Origin of the sequence: Parabacteroides sp. FAFU027, assembly GCF_022808675.1 — a bacterium.
Taxonomy (GTDB): Bacteria; Bacteroidota; Bacteroidia; order Bacteroidales; family UBA7332; genus CAXXIC01.
Map to the genome: position 1 here is coordinate 247,407 of NZ_JAKZKV010000005.1, position 16,697 is coordinate 264,103.

Genomic DNA, 16,697 nt, shown 5'->3' on the forward strand with positions numbered 1-16,697 from the left:
TATCAGTAAAAATACACACCTATAGCCGACAAAACACGACTCTTTATCCGTTTTCGCAAAACGCATAAAAACAGATATATTTGTATTGCTCATCTTAATCTCAAAACCTTAATATCACGAAAAATGCACCCTGGAAGAATTCTCCGGATTATCCTTTTTATATGTAGTTTTCTGCACTTTGCCCTGCATGCCGAAAACCAACCGACCATTGAACGCATTACGTCAAATGAAGGCCTCTCCCACAATACCATTCGAAATATTATTCAGGATAAAACAGGCTTCATCTGGCTGGGAACCATGAATGGCGTGGACAGATATGATGGCAACCGTTTCAAAAGCCTGAAACCGGAAGCAGGAAACATCAATTCACTTTCAAGTGGTAAGATTATGAGTCTTTACCAGGATAGCCGCGGCTATATCTGGGTGCGAACCAACACTGATATTTTCCAATGTTACAATCCCAGTCTGGAACGTTTTGTCCCGTTGTTTGACAACAAGGTCGCTTCTTCCGTGAACTATTCTTTCCTCTACGAGGATAAGCAAAAGGATATCTGGCTCGGTAGTAACGACTCCGGTTGCATTCGGGTTACATTTACCGATGGCAAAATCATTTCCCGAAAATATTCTACATCTGAAAAAAGCCAACATTTGCCTTCTGATAATGTACTGGATATTTTCGGGGACAGCCGTCATCATACCTGGATTTTAACGGGAAACGGGCTTGTTATGCTCGAAAATGGCCATACAAAAGTCGTCCGCAGAAATGGGCTACAACTTCAGTATATTAAAGCTTTCGAACAAAATAACTGCGTCTTTTTCGTCACAAAAAACGGGAAGATTGATCGCTATAACCTTCTGAACGGAAGTTTCAGTAATGAGACTTCTCTTCCGGCAAACAACAATGTGATTAGAACCACGACGGTTGGAAACGACTACATACTGCTGGGAACAGCCAATCAAGGACTCTATCTGTACAATACCAAAAGCCGCCGCATCACGACTGACCAGGCGATTTTCGGAGAAAAGATTCTCAACAATCCCATCTTTCAGTCTGATGAAAGCGGAGGTGTATGGATTTCGAATTTCTCGGGGAATGCCTGGAGCATCAATGCTAAGGGAGAAAAAGAGGCAAAACTAAACCTGATGCCCACCTCCATCCTGCAACAGATTGACTATGAACGGTATCATTTTCTGGAAGACAGGCACGGTAACACCTGGATAACCACCTATGGCAACGGGCTGTTTTGTTACAACAAAACGACAGGAAAACTTACACATTTCCTGTACGATAAAAAGAACAGCAACACCATCTCATCCAACTACCTGTTAACCATCGCAATCGATAAAAATGAAAATATATGGGTGGGAACAAATCAAAAGGGGCTGAACAAGCTCTCTTTTGCCAACCGCAGCGTGCAGATAATTTATCCCGATGCTGAGACGACCGTCGAAAACGGCAATATGGTGCGGGCATTCCTGGAAGATAACGCCCGGAATATCTGGGTAGCCACAAAAGCAGGAAGCCTCTACCGGTACAACTCTGCATTATCTCAGAAAAAAGTCATCATTCAAAGTGGTGTAAATGTTTACGGAATGATGCAGGATAACTCCGGCTCCGTATGGCTGGCGACTAAGGGAAAAGGTGTCATCGAACTGAAACAGGGAAATCCGGCCAATGCCGTCACCTACAAACACTCAGCTAATGCAGAAAGTCTGAGCAATGACCAGGTATATTCCATCCTGAAAGACAGGAAGGGACGCCTTTGGGCTGCTACGCTGGGAAACGGTATCTGTGTAAAAATCGTCCCACAGGGTACAGAAGGGTTTCGTACGTTCTTTGCTACCGGAAATCTGATTCGCTTCACCCGCCACCTTATGCTTGACCGGCAGGGTGATATATGGGTGGCTACCAATGACGGAGTCCTGCGCTTCAATCCGGATGCACTAATTCGTAATCCGAAAGCTTACAAACATTACACCTTTGACCGCAAAGACAAAAACAGCCTGAGCAATCCGCAGGTACGCTTTATCTTCCAGGACTCGAAAGGCGGTATATGGCTTGCAACCGCCGGAGGAGGCGTAAATAAATTCATGGGGGAATCACCTGACAGAAACGGTTCTTTCAAAGTTTACAGCACCAACAAATGGATGGCAAATGACAACATCATGGCCATTCAGGAAGATCAGAGAGGAAGCCTCTGGATCAGTACAGAAAATGGAATCCATCGTTTGAATCCGCAAACCGGGCTTTTCCAAAACTATAACTTCTCGGACGATTTCTCTACAAACATCTTTTCCGAAGCAGCATGTCTCACCTGCCGTGACGGACGTATGCATTGGGGAAGCCTCGACGGATTCTACGCATTCTATCCCCAAAAGCTTCGTGAAAACGAACCGAAACAGAACAAAGTCACCCTTACCGGATTTTTCATCTACGACGAATACGCCAAAGTCGCTGAGCCCGGCGCTCCGTTGGAACAATCTGTCACCTATGCAAAAAAAGCGGTATTGAAAGCTGGCGACAAGGTCTTCCACATCGAATTTGCCAACCTGAACTTCAGGAAATCAAACGCCAACCAGTATATGTATATGCTGGAGAATTACGAAAAGCGGTGGAATATTGCCGGAAACTATAATGTAGCCACTTATCGCAACATACCTCCGGGCAAATACATCTTTAAGGTGAAAACCGCCAACAGCGAAGGAAACTGGGACGAACAGGTAACTACACTGGAGATTGTAATCAAGCCACCTTTCTGGTTGTCCACCTGGGCATTCATTCTCTATTTCCTGTTGGCCGGTGTGATAGGATATTTTACCTATAAAGTGGTGATAAAAATGCACCGGCTCAACAATGCCGTGAAACTGGAACGCCAGTTGACCGAGTATAAGCTGCACTTCTTCACCAACATCAGTCATGAATTCCGCACTCCGCTCACCCTCATCCGAAGCAGCGTGGATACCCTTAACGAATTGAGGAGTAAGATGGCAGAACCGATGCAACATCTCGTCGATGGGCTCGATAAAAATACCACGCACCTGATGCGTCTGATTGATCAGTTGCTGGAATTCCGCAAACTGCAAAACAACAAGCAAAAGCTAAATCTACAGAGAACCGATGCCATTACGTTCCTCAAAGAGATCTTTATCAGCTTCTGTGATGTGGCAGCCAGGATGAATATTGAGTATGAATTCTTACCCTCGGAGAGTTCCATTCCAATCTATCTGGATAAGAATAAAGTGGATAAAATCGTATTTAACCTGCTATCTAACGCCTTTAAGTTTACACCAAGGGGAGGTAAAATAACGCTGACGGCAGATAGCAATCCGGAGACGCAAATGTTGACTATCTCAGTGGCAGACAATGGCATCGGAATCCTCAAAGAGAAGCAACACCTGTTGTTTAGCCGCTTTATGCAAATCAACTTCTCGGCTTCAGGTACAGGAATCGGCCTTTCGCTGGTCAATGAATTTTCCCGTTTGCATAAAGGAAAAGCCTTTTTCAACGAAAATGAAGGCGGTGGTTCCATCTTCACGGTTGAGCTACCTTTAAACGAAAAACTTTACGACAAGGAAGATTTCGTTATCCAGCAAATCAGGATTTCTAAAGAAGACAGAAAAGAGACAGTCGATTTGGCTGAGTTCATTGCCAATGAGGACGATTCACTGCAAAATATAGTTCCCAATACCCCCAGTGCGGAAACCAAATACAAGGTGCTGGTCATTGACGATAACGACGATATTCGTAATCTGCTCTATGACAAGCTTTCGCCTCATTTCGAAGTAATCACGGCTGAAGATGGTAACGTGGGGATCAAGCGTAGTACGGAAGAAGATCCAGATCTTATTCTCTGCGACGTGATGATGCCGGGCATGAATGGTTTTGAACTGACCCGCAAACTGAAAGAAAACTTCGAAACCTGTCATATTCCTGTGATTCTGCTGACAGCCTATATCTCGGACGAATACAACAGCGAAGGGATTGAAGCCGGGGCGGATGCTTACATCACCAAGCCCTTCAGCATGAATCACCTCATGCTGCAAATCAACAAGCTGCTGGAAAAACGGGAAAAACTACGTAAGCACTTTGCTGGCAATACACCCACCCCGGAGAATACAAAGGAGACTTTCGAAATTCCGGACCTCGACAGCCAATTCCTCAAACGCATTGAATTGTTGGTGGACCAAAACATGGATAATCCCAATTTTTCGGTGGATGCATTTGCCCGGAAAGCTAATCTGGGTCGCACCCTGTTCTACAAAAAGATTAAATATCTGACCGGGTATTCTCCGAATGAATTTATCCGGAAACGAAAGATGAAGAAAGCGGCAGAGCTACTAATTACAAAACAGTACAACGTTTCAGAAGTCGCCTGCATGGTCGGTATTGACGACCAGTTCTATTTCAGCAAATGCTTTAAGGCTGAATTTGGCTGCCCACCTTCGCGTTTCCCGGAGGATTACAAGCCGGAAAAATAATAACCATGATTGGCCCCTGTGATTTTACGATTACAGGGGCTTTTTTGCCCCTCCTCTCCTGTTTCCTACAATAATTAATCTACAAACAACTGGCTTCCTTCAAAAATATCATAATGATAGCCCTAAAAGGGAATCGAACAACTTTTGCAAGCAGATCGACTACAATAACTACCGCTTCCACTTTCTATACCATCTTCGGAGCATACCTGGAGGATCCCTGGAGTGTCCCTATAGGATCACAACAAGAAAAAAGCCCCATTTTTCGAAATTTGCTTTAGCAAAATGTCAGAAAACAGTCTGCCTGATAATCTAAAAAGATGTCCAACCTGCAAATCAGCAAATTACACTTAGCTTTTAGATACTTTTGTCATGGAATCAATCAAGAAAATTCGACCATCTTTCCTGGGAAACCGCACTTACAATATGCTATATACAAGAGGCAAAATATTACAAATCAACACAAACAACCCACATAAAACACTAAACTACAAGAAACGCCCAACCCCATTTAACTGGAGCTGTCTGGGAGGAGACTGGGAGCTGTGTGGGAGCTATAGCGGAGGAAAGATGAAGCTAGCCGGTTTTATAGCTGATTCGCTCATAAGGTATAAATACTTTCGGGGCAATGTTAGTCCGAATCTTATTACTTTAAGAACACCCCCCGTATTATATACATCCACAAAAGACAATAATCTATAGAAAATACGAATACAATAGTTCCTATCAACTTAAAAAGGGATGCTGCACTGCAACATCCCTTTCTCATTATCCAATCATTTACGATCAAAGCTTAATCACCTTGCGCAGGAAGCTTTTTCCACCGGATGATATTTTCACAAAATAGATACCGGATTGCAAATCTGTCATGTTTATCACCTGATGGCCGGAAAGTGCATCTGTCAGATTAGATGAAACGACAGTGCCTACTTCGTTGCAAAGTTCGATCTTCACCTCTCCGCTAAGTGCACCGATTGTTACAAAGCAGGTTTCTTTTACCGGATTCGGATAGACAGAAATGTCCGACTCTTTTACGGCATTTACTCCGGCGGCAAGATCAACGGAGATTATACCTTCAGCAATGCGACTGGTATTCCATTGAAGCCCTTCGCCCGGTGTAGCCGGTGAGATGGCAGTAAATTGACCACCTACAGATGCGGCAGAGAAAATGGTATAACTGTTGCCGGCCTGGTAAGTACCGCTATTGCTCAATTCAAGTGTACCCCCGAGGGTTATTGTGCCGGTTACTGCCAGTTTGCTGTTATTGGTACCTGATACAAGAATGGAGGTTTTAGAACCATTTGCCAATGACAGGTTTGAGCCAAACTTAAGCGTACCGATGGCTGAATTTCCAGGCATTACTGTTGCACCGGAATAAAGAACAGTCGTACCACTGATTGTTCCCGTACCGGCTAACATTGCACCGTTACTTACAACAACCGTTCCTGTACCGGTTGCACTTCCTGTTGTATTGGTCACAATCACTTTACCCCCACTGATAGTAAATGTAGCTGTACAGGTACTTGCTCCGCTTAGTGTCCATGCACCGGTACCAATTTTGGTTACCGTTGCGCCATCGGTGAAGATTCCGTTAAATACTGCGTCCTGGTTATTATTCCCGATTTGCCAGGTACCGCCACCGACTGTAGATCCGGCATCTCCTGACAGCGAACCAATCTTAACAACAGTGCTATTGCTTGTTGAGCTGGTTCCTGTTGAAGAGTAAGCCCCCATACCTACGAGGTTTGATAATTGCACGTTTGCAGCCGGAAGTCCGTTTGCATTGGCTGTAATCCGGAAAGAGCCACCATCACCATCTGTTGTAACAATGAGTTTGCCGGTAAAATTGGTACAATTTGAAACCAGGTCAGCACGAACGTAAGGCACATTGTAATATAAAGTTCCCGCTCCGCTGATTGTTCCGCTGATTATGCAACGTCCTGATGCAATCAGGGATCCCGTTTGGCCGGAAGGAACCGTGATATTCCACACCGGCTTTTGGCTATAATCAGCGGTATTGTAGTACATTTTGATGGTTCCACCATTTGCCAATGTAATCGGCCCTGAACCTAAACCCGAAGTATTCATCAGAAGTGTTCCTAAGCCCACTACTCCACCGGAAATTTCAGTTCCACCGGTATAGGTATTCGCCACAGTCCCGGAGATATTTAGCTGACCGGGGCCACTTTTCACTATTCTTCCGGTACCTGTCAGCAATCCTGTCAGCGACGCCACTCCGTTTGATTTAGGTATGTTCAACGTATCATTTCCGGTAAAAGTAATACCGCGGTTACTATTTGTCGTTACAGCGTTTATAATCAATCGACTATCTGCCATTGTAAAATTAGCCGGGTCAGTAACTGTCGTAGCTCCCAGAGAACCTGCCATTCCCGCATCTGCCAGCGATGCAACCTGTAACAAAGTATTATTCAGCAAGATCTTACCGGTGTAAGTATTATTCGTAGTCTGAATATCCAGCAAACCACGTCCCGATTTCACAAAATCTCCGCTACCGGCGATTCCGCCTGTTCCTTTGAGGATATAAGCTGTGTTGTTGTTGAAAGTGGTTCCGGCAGTGGTCATGTTATCAGTAAGTGAAACCGTTTTTACAAGCGCACTGTCGTTAAACAAAACCGTATCGCCATTCACGAAATAGGTAGGGTTGCCGTTAATTTTAAAGTTTGCCGAAGCAAAGTCCCAGTTGGTATTCTCTTTTCCACTCCATACTACCGAACCGGCAGAGCGTGTGGCATTTACAACCAGTTTCAGCGTATTATTTTCAATAACCAATGACATGGAAATACCGCTGATTCCCTTAACGGCAAAGTTTGCCACAGAACCGGTCAATGTTCCGGTCCAGTTGATCAAAGAGTAGGTTCCCGGAGGTAATACTCCGCTTTCTGTATTGAGAACGACATAGTTCACACCGGTCAGCGTCAGGCTACCATTTATCACCAGGGAGTCATTTTTATAGGAATCAAAAGGCAGCATATCAATGTGGACGTTTACCTTTCCGGGCATTGTCACATTTCCATTGATAATCATTTTACCCAGTTTTCCGGCAACTAGGCCATTACCCGGAGCAAGACGCCCGCCTTCGACATTCAGTCCCGGATTGAGGGTTATGCCACCGTTGATTACCGCATTTCCACCCAACGTTCCTTTTGCAAGAAGAGAAACCGGACTTGCCAGTGAGCCATTTACAAAGAGGGAACCTTCGGAAATTGAGGTTTTACCCGTATAGGTATGATTTCCATTCAGGGTAAATGTACCATTCTGGGACTTTACCAGCTCCATATTGCCGGTAAGCTTTCCGTTACCTGATAGAGTATAATCGTGGCCGAGAGGATTTATTGCCCAAATCTTCGATGGGGACAGATCTGTATTCAGCTTAATATCAGTTGAATTATCTCCTGAAATATCAAACATTACATCATCACCATCGGTGAATGCAGAAGTTGTCTTTTCATCATCAAGTACAAAGTTGGCTCCCGATTTATCAAATGAAGAACCTGACAACCAGGTTAGTTTGGATTTCTGAACAGGAGAAACCGGGGGCACTGGCATGCTGTATCCCAGATAAAAATCGGGATAAGCCGATTGGTAATATCCTTTAGTGGTAGCCTGCATACGGTATGCCGGATTCTGCATCAGGCAATAGATTCGTTTATCGGTTGGGTAATCTGTCGAAAACGCAACAATTCCCGGACAAGTAGATAAAGTAGTGTCACCTACAACCTGCGTTCCTTTTTTCTCCAGGATCACCTCTTCACGCCAGTCTCCGGCAATATCGCCAAAGAATGCGGGACGTACTCCCCACTCCGACTTCAATTGCCAGCCGGACATCTTGGCAAATTCAATCAACCGGGTACCAAATGTATGGGATGACATGCTATATTTTCGAATGTCGGCATTAAAACCGCTACCATCAGATGCCTGAAGTGATTCACGGGCTAAATCGCCATCCCACCAAACACCTTCATAGGGCCAGGGAGTAGAGCCTTCATACAGAATATTTCCTTTGGCATCGTATATATTGGGCATAGTGGACCAGAATTCATATCCAATACGGGTAGAATCCACATCCATACATTCGCCACGTCCCACATCACCAACACCGGACAGATAGAACTTCTTAATGGCTTCTCCTGTACCGGAATCATAAATTAGCTGCCCCAGCATACTGCTTGCATTCTGTTGGATGGCAAAAGTCTCAAGTCCGGGACGTTCCGGGTCAATATCACCTACACGGAAGCGGTCTCCGTGACTGATGTGAGCATTGAAAGCCACTGTGCCATCGTATTTAATTCCATAACCGATATCGAGCAATTCGTCATGGCCATCCAGATCAACGTCAGCGGAACGGATAGAGTGCGCCTCGGCGGCATCCAGTTTTCCCCGTTCCCAGTTGTACCAGTTCACCCACTGCCCCGATTTGTTATAACCATAGGCAGACGCATAATACCAGTGATACTGGTCAGAGCTGGTACGTGTTTTGTAAATAAAACCGACACTCGGGTGCTTACCGTCCAGATAGACAATCGCCATGTGTCCGTTGAGGTTACTATACTCGGTACCCATAAAAATGGCTTTATTGGTACGGGAATAGTTTGAGGGATATTTCATCTCAATACTGTTCTTTTCATTACCGGTCATTCCGTCAATTGCGGTAATGTATTGTGGCGGGTTCTTTACATTCTGAGAATTATAATCCACAATGCCATCATTGTCTGTATCTAATGTAGTTGAACCGAAAACACCTTTGCCATTGGCAAACTTAGTCCCGTCGCTACTCTTGATAACCACTTCTGCTTTGTTGTCGCCATCCATATCATAGGCAATCACCATGTCATCCTGTCCCTGGTCAATAGAAACATTCGGACCCATATCGACGGTCCACAACAAGGTTCCATTACGGAGGTACGCCTGAATTTTGTGAGTGCCGCCATCCACGGAAAGACGGTCAACGACAAAATCATACTCCCCGTCACCGTCCAGGTCAGTCGGCCAGCAAAACTTTGTATAGTATTTGTAAAGCTCCAGTCCGTCATTGGCCGGATTATAGGTAATATCCATATAGGCACTCCGGTATTGATTAAATCCGGCAGCATTCACGGTAAAAGTGCTACTCGGAGTTCCTTCAACGCCATTGATTACCGGAACAACATAAATCTTCGTTCCATTGGCAACAGTACCGGCTGTCGGCTGAAAGTTTGTCACTGTCAAAGGTGTACTGTTTAATTTGGTAAAGACAGATGCGCCCGATCTCTGGGCATAAACATTATAGGTGATGTTTTCGGGGTCAGTGGCAAAATAGCGCCAACTGACGAAGTAATTTCCGGAGCTGTTTAGCACAGCAACCACTCCCCTGTCCAGTTTCTCCATTTTGCGTTGAGCGAATGAAGAGCTGAAGGGAAACAGGACAGCTATTGAGATAGCCATCAGAAATGAATTAAATTTCTGCTTCATGTGTTTTGTGATAATTAGTTGTGTGTTTGGTGGATAACTTTTGTATAAAGCGGCTCCTCTCCTCAAATCGCAAAGAGAGATTTATGGACTAAATAAATCCAGGAATTGGGATTTCCGCTCCTGGATTCTCTAAGATTCTCAAATTGTCTGGCAATCTGGGCTGGCAAGTAAATGTTCTGTTTTCCATAGTTATAGTACGATTAAATAAAATGCTAAATATCTGATTTGCAAATGTATTTATGAACCACAAACGTACTATAGAATATCGTGTACAAAGATAGAAGTTTGTACAGGTGTACTTTTTTGATCTAAATTTCCACCCTAACCCTGTAGAAAGTATGCTCCGTAACCGGAGTCAGTGAAAGATAACCTTTTACAATCCGACCATCCTCAACAACTAACGGAAAATCGCTCATTCTTTTTAAATGGTCTTGTTTCAGGAAGCCCGGTTGAGAGAAGTGATCTACAACAAACCGACCGGTTTTCCCGCGAAGAACATAACGGTCATAAAACATCCGGGCGACCAGCCCCATAGTCATTCTCAGGTTGATCTCCACACAAGGATGAAGCATAACCCTACCTTCTTTCTCATATACAAACATATCCACTCCCAGATAACCACTGTAAAACATGGCAATCTCATTTTGGATAAACTCCACCAACCTGCTACGCACTCTTTGCAACAGATCGGAAGTTAATCCACCGGCAGTTAACCTTTCAACAATCATCTCATCACTCAGCAATTCATTACTCTTGTAGGTTCCGTTTTCAGTTTCAAACAACGAGTAACCGGCAAATGAAACATTGCCCCTGTCACACAAAAACTCCATTGCAAAATCCTGAAGTTTATTGTACACCTCTTCACCCACTACACAGCCCTGTTTCTTCGCAATCTTCCTGCACCATCCGCGAATGCTTTCCGATACAGGTGCGGTCGCCCAATATAGCCCCTTTCCACTTCCTGACCAGGGTGCTTTGAATACCACGGAACTATACTTTTGGGCAAATTCATCAATTTGATTTCCATCCAAAAGCTTTGCCGGCAAAGGCAATCCGGGTGATAAAGCGTCATCCTCCCGGATAAAACGCAAAGCTTGTACGGCAATTCTACGATGAGACAATTCCCTTATTTTATCCAACCTGTAAAAATCAGGAAGGATGGAATCACCAATACCTGATTCTGCAAGTTTCTTACAAACCGATTTATTCCAGCCCCACGGATGAACTGATTTCACATGAATATTATCCGGATTTGAACCTATGTAAATATCCGAAAGCTGTGGAAAAGAATCCTGAATCCGAGTCAACCAACCGGAGTCTTCCAATCTTGCCCACACAAAACTATCCGGTGACGCATACCACAACGGTAATGCAGCTAAATCCGAAGCAAAAGTTCTTGCAGAGACTGGCGGATTGAAATTAGCATCACCGTTGGCAAGGGCTAAATCATGATCCGGATTGAATATATAAAGGCTTCGATTCATACTGCAAACTTATCGTTTAAGCGATAAATAAACAAATATCAACCGATACTTCTTACCGAAAAATCCCTGTTCCACCGTTCATTCTGACTACCCAGACCGAAAGCGTATATTTATACTCAAATCCAGACAATATACAATTAAGAAGAAATACCAGAAACAGCCACCAAAAGCCATTCAAAGACAAAATAGGCCGAAAATGCAGACTCATGAAAACAATTCTGAATCCTAATCTGTTAAAGAGTCAGTTATTTTTTTGCATATATAGAATCCGCTAATCCTCTGTTTATATTGGTTCTAAGTAAAACACATACAAAACAAGCGTATATTTATAAGGAAAATATTTGATTACATGCAATTTATATAGATTATAATCACTATTTTTGCGCAAATACTCATTTAAAAACGATAGAAAATGAAACAAGTTTTTGACCTCGATCTTGTAAAAAAAGTTCACCTTTCCTATCCTGACAAAATAAGCCGGGCGAAGGCTCTCCTGCAAAGGCCGATGACGCTCAGCGAAAAAATTCTTTATGCTCACCTGTTTGATGCTGATCAATTGGCAAACTTCGAACGTGGTGTGGATTACGTAAACTTTGCTCCTGACCGCGTAGCGATGCAGGATGCGACCGCACAGATGGCTTTGCTTCAGTTTATGAATGCCGGTCGAGCTAAAACCGCCGTACCCAGCACCGTTCACTGCGACCACCTGATTGCTGCTGAAGTAAACGCAAAGGTGGACACTGCATTTGCCGAAAACAGCAACCGTGAGGTATATGATTTCCTTCGTTCCGTTTCTTCTAAATACGGAATCGGGTTCTGGAAACCGGGTGCCGGTATCATCCACCAGGTTGTACTTGAAAATTACGCATTCCCGGGTGGAATGATGGTAGGAACCGACTCTCACACTCCTAACGCCGGAGGTATGGGCATGATCGCCATCGGTGTGGGTGGCGCCGACGCCGTGGATGTGATGGCCGGAATGCCTTGGGAGCTGAAAATGCCTAAACTGATCGGTGTAAAACTGACCGGTAAACTCAATGGCTGGGCATCTCCGAAAGATGTAATCCTGAAACTGGCAGGCATCCTTACTGTTAAAGGAGGAACCAACGCTATCATCGAATATTTCGGAGAAGGCACGGCTTCACTTTCAGCAACCGGCAAAGCGACGATCTGCAACATGGGTGCCGAAGTAGGTGCAACTACCTCTGTATTCCCTTACGATGTAAAAATCGCAGAATACCTGACCGCGACCGGACGTGAAGAAATTGCAGCTTCGGCTAATGCAATTGCTGAGTACCTGCAACCGGATGCAGAAGTCGTGTCTGCGCCAGAAAAATATTACGATCGCGTAATCGAAATCGATCTTTCTACTTTAGAGCCATACATCAACGGACCGTTCACTCCTGATGCTGCGTTTCCAATCTCTGAATTCGTGAAAATCGTAAAAGAGAAAGGTTATCCTCAAAAAATGGAAGTGGGTCTGATCGGTTCTTGTACCAATTCTTCTTACGAAGATATGAGCCGTGCAGCCTCAGTGGCACGTCAGGCGGCTGCTAAAAACATTGAAGTGAAAGCTGAATACCTGATTAATCCGGGTTCGGAGCAGGTACGTTACACCGCTCAGCGTGACGGAATACTTTCTGACCTGGAAAGCATTGGTGGTGTGGTCATGGCAAATGCCTGCGGCCCATGTATTGGTCAGTGGAAACGAAAAACCGACAATCCGGAACGTCCAAACTCGATCGTTACCTCATTCAACCGTAACTTTGCAAAGCGTAATGATGGAAATCCGAATACATATGCTTTCGTAGCATCACCGGAACTGACGACTGCCCTCTCTATCTCTGGTGATTTGTGCTTCAATCCTCTGACTGATACTTTGGTTAATAAACTGGGCCAGGAAGTAAAACTTGATCCTCCAACCGGTGATGAACTTCCGGTAAAAGGATATGCTGTAGAAGATGCCGGTTACATCGCTCCTGCTGCTGACGGTGCTTCGATTGATGTTGCCATTGCACCGGGTTCAGAACGTCTTCAGAAACTGGAACCATTCAAGCCTTGGGATGGCAAAAACTATGAAGGTCTTCAACTGTTGATCAAAGCAAAAGGAAAATGTACAACAGACCATATCTCTATGGCTGGCCCGTGGTTGAAATACCGTGGTCACCTGGAGAATATTTCGGATAACCTCCTGATGGGTGCAATCAACTTCTTCAACGATCAGGCAAATGCAGTATTGAATACGCTGGATGGTTCTTATGACAAGGTTTCATCAGTAGCAAAAGCGTACAAAAAACAAGGGATCGGCTCAATCGTAGTGGCTGAAGAAAACTACGGTGAAGGTTCTTCCCGTGAACATGCAGCTATGGAACCGCGTTTCTTAAACGTAAAGGCAATTCTTGCAAAATCATTTGCCCGTATCCACGAAACCAACCTGAAGAAACAGGGTGTATTGGCTCTGACTTTTGCCGATAAAGCAGATTACGATAAGATCCGTGAAAACGACCAAATCTCGGTTACTGGTCTTGACTCGTTTACTCCGGGTAAAAACCTGCTGATTACCGTAAAGCACAGCGACGGTACGACCGAGTCATTTGAAGCGCTGCACACTTACAATGAACTTCAAATCGAATGGTTTAAAGCAGGTTGTGCATTGAACTTTATGGAGTAATTAAATACTGGAAACTCAAAAAACACGATCATAATGAAGAAAGATTATATGATTTACAAATTGTCGGAGTCAATCAAAAAGACTACGACAATAGATCCTGAACTTTTCACCAAGTTCAATGTAAAAAGGGGCTTGCGCAACGAAGACCATTCCGGGGTATTGGTTGGTCTGACCAATGTAGGTGACGTTGTAGGTTATGAGCGACTTCCTGAGGGTGGATTGCAGGCTGTACCGGGTAAATTACTTTACCGTGGTATTGATGTAGATGATCTGGTTAAAGGAGTAGAAGCCGATAACCGTTACGGATTTGAGGAAACTGCATTTCTGCTTTTATCAGGATACCTTCCTGACAGAGAAGAGCTTGATCTTTTCAACAATACATTGAATGACCTGTGTGCCCTTAGTCAGGATGAAAAAATGAATATCCTCTTCCTACGTGGAACCGATATCATGAATATCCTCGCCCGTCAGGTGTTGGTTATGCACACGTTTGATGAAAATGCAGACGACAATTCCCGTGAAAATCTGGTACGTCAGTCTATCAATCTGATTGCCAAATTCCCGACAATTGTGGCTTACGCTTACCACGTAATGCGTCACAACCAGCAATATCGTTCGCTGCATATCCGTCACCCGCAAGAGGGTATGTCACTTGCAGAAAACTTCCTGTACATGCTGAAAGGAAAAGGTAACTATACCGAACTGGATGCCCGTACACTTGACCTGGCGTTAATACTGCACGCTGAGCACGGTGGTGGTAACAACTCTACCTTTACCGTACGTGTTACCAGTTCGACAGAAACGGATACTTACTCTTCAATTTCGGCAGCGATTGGCTCACTCAAAGGGCCATTGCATGGAGGTGCCAACCTGAAGGTAATTGACATGTTTAATCACCTCAAGGAAAATATAAAAGACTGGAACAGCGACAGCGAGATTACGGATTACCTGATGAAGATGCTCAACAAAAAGGTGTACAACCACAAAGGCTTAATCTACGGTATCGGACACGCTGTCTACACGATCTCTGACCCACGCGCAGAACTTCTTAAAGAAATGGCCCGTGATCTGGCTAAAGAGAAGAAACGTGAGGAAGAATTTGCATTTCTTGAAAAACTGGAAGAAAGAGGCGTTGAAGCCTTCATGAACTTTAAAGGCAACAAAGTAAATAAACGTGTTTGTGCCAATGTAGACTTCTACTCCGGTTTTGTTTACGAAATGATCGGATTGCCACAAGAGGTATACACCCCTCTATTTGCAATGTCGAGAATTGCGGGCTGGTGTGCTCACCGCATTGAAGAGTTAAACTTCGACGGTCGTCGCATTATCCGTCCGGCTTACAAAAACGTATCAGAACGTCAGGAATTTACGCCATTGAACAAACGATAAAACGAGACTGAACATCTTAAAAGCGCTGAATGTTATTTTCAAAAATACATTTGGCGCTTTTTCTTTTGTAAACTTAAAAATCAAGAGTCATGAAAAACCGAGAACTTGCAATCAGAGGAATATTTATCCTGATGATTATCATCGGACTTTGCAGTTGCGCACAAAAAGAGGTGGTAGATGCCTGTTTAAAGGGGCATACCTATGGATTCTGGGGCGGATTATGGCATGGATTTATTGCTCCGTTTGACCTGATTGGCATGATCTTCCGGGATAATGTGACTATGTATGCACAAAATAACAACGGAGCCTGGTACGCGTTTGGGTTTCTGATTGGTAGCGGAGGTTGGGGATTTATGGGCAGGCATGGAATGAAAAAATAATCAGCCGTTAGGTCCGTTTCCATTTTCGCTAATTATTTAAAATAAATTCGATTGCGTTGTTAAAAATTGACAGTGCAAACAGCACTATATCAGCCATTCGAAAAATATTCTGTATGTTTGCATCACAATGGTGGAAACAAAACTGAATTGAATTTTGTTTATAACCAAGATTTGCCCGGACATAGGGTGAAATAACATTTTAAACTCCTTCTAAAGGGAAATACTCAATTAGCAATATGGAAATTAAAGCAGGAAAATTTGTAGCAGCCACATACGATTTATTTGTTGGCGGAGAGGGTGAACAACCAGAATTGATGGAAAAAGCAACAGCCGAAGTACCTTTGCAGTTTATCTTTGGTACCGGACAAATGCTGGAAGCTTTTGAAGACAAACTGGCTGGCATGAAACAAGGCAGCAAATTCGATTTCAAACTTGAAAGCGAACAAGCATATGGAGAATATCAGGACGAGCATGTGATGGATCTTCCACGCAACATGTTTGAAGTTGAAGGCAAATTCGACGAAGAGGTAATCTTCCCTGGTAACGTTATCCCGATGATGGACAATATGGGTAACCGCATGAACGCCAGCGTAGTTGAAGTAAAAGACGATGTTGTTGTTCTTGACTTCAATCACCCATTGGCTGGTGAGACATTGCACTTTGTAGGTGAAGTGATCGAAGTACGCGATGCCAGCGAAGAAGAGCTGAAACAAGCTATGGGCGGTGGCTGCGGAGGCGGTTGCGGTTCTTGCGGATGTGGAGAAGGCGAAGAGTCTTGCAGCACTGAAGCAGGTGGTGGCTGCGGTAGCGGTTGCGGATGTCACTAAT

7 protein-coding genes are annotated in these 16,697 nt (G+C 44.2%); 5 read left to right on the forward strand and 2 right to left on the reverse strand.

Annotated elements, in window-relative coordinates; translation table 11 throughout:
* Nucleotides 1-123 precede the first annotated feature (123 nt).
* Nucleotides 124-4,479 (forward strand): two-component regulator propeller domain-containing protein, encoded by a 4,356-nt coding sequence (locus MLE17_RS09755; protein WP_243348604.1) that lies wholly within the window; start codon nt 124-126, stop codon nt 4,477-4,479.
* A 783-nt stretch (nt 4,480-5,262) separates the two neighbouring features.
* Here MLE17_RS09755 and MLE17_RS09760 read toward each other — a convergent pair.
* Together MLE17_RS09760 and MLE17_RS09765 are read right to left on the reverse strand one after the other, a co-directional pair.
* Nucleotides 5,263-9,945 carry a T9SS type A sorting domain-containing protein gene (locus MLE17_RS09760; RefSeq protein ID WP_243348605.1) on the reverse strand — a complete coding sequence of 1,561 codons (4,683 nt, stop codon included), beginning with the start codon at nt 9,943-9,945 and terminating at the stop codon, nt 5,263-5,265.
* A gap of 308 nt (nt 9,946-10,253) precedes the next feature.
* On the reverse strand, nt 10,254-11,429 hold the full coding sequence (locus MLE17_RS09765) for a hypothetical protein (RefSeq protein ID WP_243348606.1): 1,176 nt from the start codon (nt 11,427-11,429) through the stop codon (nt 10,254-10,256).
* 412 nt (nt 11,430-11,841) lie between these two features.
* On the opposite strand from MLE17_RS09765, the gene MLE17_RS09770 reads away from it, so the two are divergent.
* From MLE17_RS09770 to MLE17_RS09785, 4 genes are all read left to right on the forward strand, one after another.
* Nucleotides 11,842-14,100, forward strand: coding sequence for an aconitate hydratase (locus MLE17_RS09770; protein WP_243348607.1), 2,259 nt, complete (start codon nt 11,842-11,844; stop codon nt 14,098-14,100).
* A gap of 33 nt (nt 14,101-14,133) precedes the next feature.
* Complete coding sequence (locus tag MLE17_RS09775; RefSeq protein ID WP_243348608.1) at nt 14,134-15,489, forward strand: citrate/2-methylcitrate synthase; 1,356 nt, start codon at nt 14,134-14,136, stop codon at nt 15,487-15,489.
* 89 nt (nt 15,490-15,578) lie between these two features.
* Complete coding sequence (locus MLE17_RS09780; protein WP_243348609.1) at nt 15,579-15,869, forward strand: hypothetical protein; 291 nt, start codon at nt 15,579-15,581, stop codon at nt 15,867-15,869.
* Between the two features lie 236 nt (nt 15,870-16,105).
* A complete protein-coding gene (locus tag MLE17_RS09785) occupies nt 16,106-16,696 on the forward strand; it encodes a peptidylprolyl isomerase (protein WP_243348610.1) in 591 nt (196 codons plus the stop codon).
* The last annotated feature ends 1 nt before the right edge of the window (nt 16,697 follow it).

What these genes read in the sequence shown, in the direction of transcription:
- MLE17_RS09755 (WP_243348604.1), top strand. Translation starts at nt 124, where the DNA reads ATGCACCCTGGAAGAATTCTCCGGATTATCCTTTTTATATGTAGTTTT.
- MLE17_RS09760 (WP_243348605.1), bottom strand. Translation starts at nt 9,945, where the DNA reads ATGAAGCAGAAATTTAATTCATTTCTGATGGCTATCTCAATAGCTGTC.
- MLE17_RS09765 (WP_243348606.1), bottom strand. Translation starts at nt 11,429, where the DNA reads ATGAATCGAAGCCTTTATATATTCAATCCGGATCATGATTTAGCCCTT.
- MLE17_RS09770 (WP_243348607.1), top strand. Translation starts at nt 11,842, where the DNA reads ATGAAACAAGTTTTTGACCTCGATCTTGTAAAAAAAGTTCACCTTTCC.
- MLE17_RS09775 (WP_243348608.1), top strand. Translation starts at nt 14,134, where the DNA reads ATGAAGAAAGATTATATGATTTACAAATTGTCGGAGTCAATCAAAAAG.
- MLE17_RS09780 (WP_243348609.1), top strand. Translation starts at nt 15,579, where the DNA reads ATGAAAAACCGAGAACTTGCAATCAGAGGAATATTTATCCTGATGATT.
- MLE17_RS09785 (WP_243348610.1), top strand. Translation starts at nt 16,106, where the DNA reads ATGGAAATTAAAGCAGGAAAATTTGTAGCAGCCACATACGATTTATTT.